This is a genomic window from Streptomyces sparsus, from assembly GCF_054776295.1.
Window position 1 is genome coordinate 1 of sequence record NZ_BAAHCA010001305.1, and the last position, 1,054, is coordinate 1,054.

A 1,054-nucleotide genomic window follows, 5' to 3' on the forward strand; every position below is an offset into this window, starting at 1 on the left:
GGAAGCCGCGCCGGTCCCGGTGACCCCGGTTCCACCGGCACCGGCGGCAGCACCGGCACCGACAGCCGGTGCCGGTGGCGCCGGTGCTGCCAGTACCGTCGGTGCTGCCGCCGTGACCGCGCGGATCACCACCGCTGCCGGGCCGGACCGGGTCGGTTACGCTCGCAAGGGGGCTGAGGAGGATGAACCTTGTCCACCATCGCCGTACGCACCGCCGTACTGAGCGGAACCCTGCCGGAAGGGCTGACGCTGCCCTACGCCGAGGCGGGTTACCCGGGGACGCTCCCCGTCGTCCTCGTCCACGGCTACGCGGACTCCTGGCGCACGTTCGAGCCGCTGCTGCGCCGCTTCCCCACGACGCTGCACGGCTACGCTCCGACCCAGCGCGGGCACGGCGACGCCGACAAGCCCGCCGACGGCTACGCGCCCGCGGAGCTGGCGGCCGACCTGGTCGCGTTCCTGGACGCGGTAGGGATCGAGCGGGCCGTGCTGGTGGGCGGTTCCAGCGGCGGGGTGCAGGCCCGGATCGTCGCCGGACGGTACCCGGACCGGGTAGCCGGCCTGGTCCTGCTCGGAACACCCGCCACGCTCGCCGACAAGCCGGGGAGCACCGAACTGCGGCAGACCGTCAGCGACCTCCGGGACCCGGTCGACCGGGCTTTCGTGGCAGATTTCCACCGCCGCATGACAGCCGAGCCCGTCACGCCGGACTTCCTGGAGACCATGGTCACGGAGAGCCTCAAGGCGCCGGCCCGGGTGTGGCGCGACAGCCTGCGCGGCCTGGTCGAGTCGGACCTGCGGGCCACCCTGTCCGGCATCCTCGTGCCCACCCTGGTGCTCTGGGGCGACCAGGACACCTTCCTCCCCCGCGCCGATCAGCAGGTGATCCTGGACGCCGTCCCCGGCTCCCGGCTCCTCGTCCACGAGGGCGCCGGCCACGCCGTCCACTGGGAGCGCCCGGCACGTGTGGTGGGCGACATCGCCGACTTCGTCGCCGCGCTCGGCGCCGGCCGGGCCCGGAAGACGTCCGGCCCCCCCGGCGCGGCACAGGCTC

General features: G+C 74.5%; 1 protein-coding gene. It reads left to right on the plus strand.

Going from position 1 to position 1,054, the window contains the following annotated elements; all coding sequences use genetic code 11:
• Positions 1–189: 189 nt before the first annotated feature.
• Positions 190–1,054 (plus strand): alpha/beta fold hydrolase (locus ACYVE9_RS28065; RefSeq protein ID WP_461030698.1); only part of this gene is annotated, 865 nt, incomplete at its 3' end.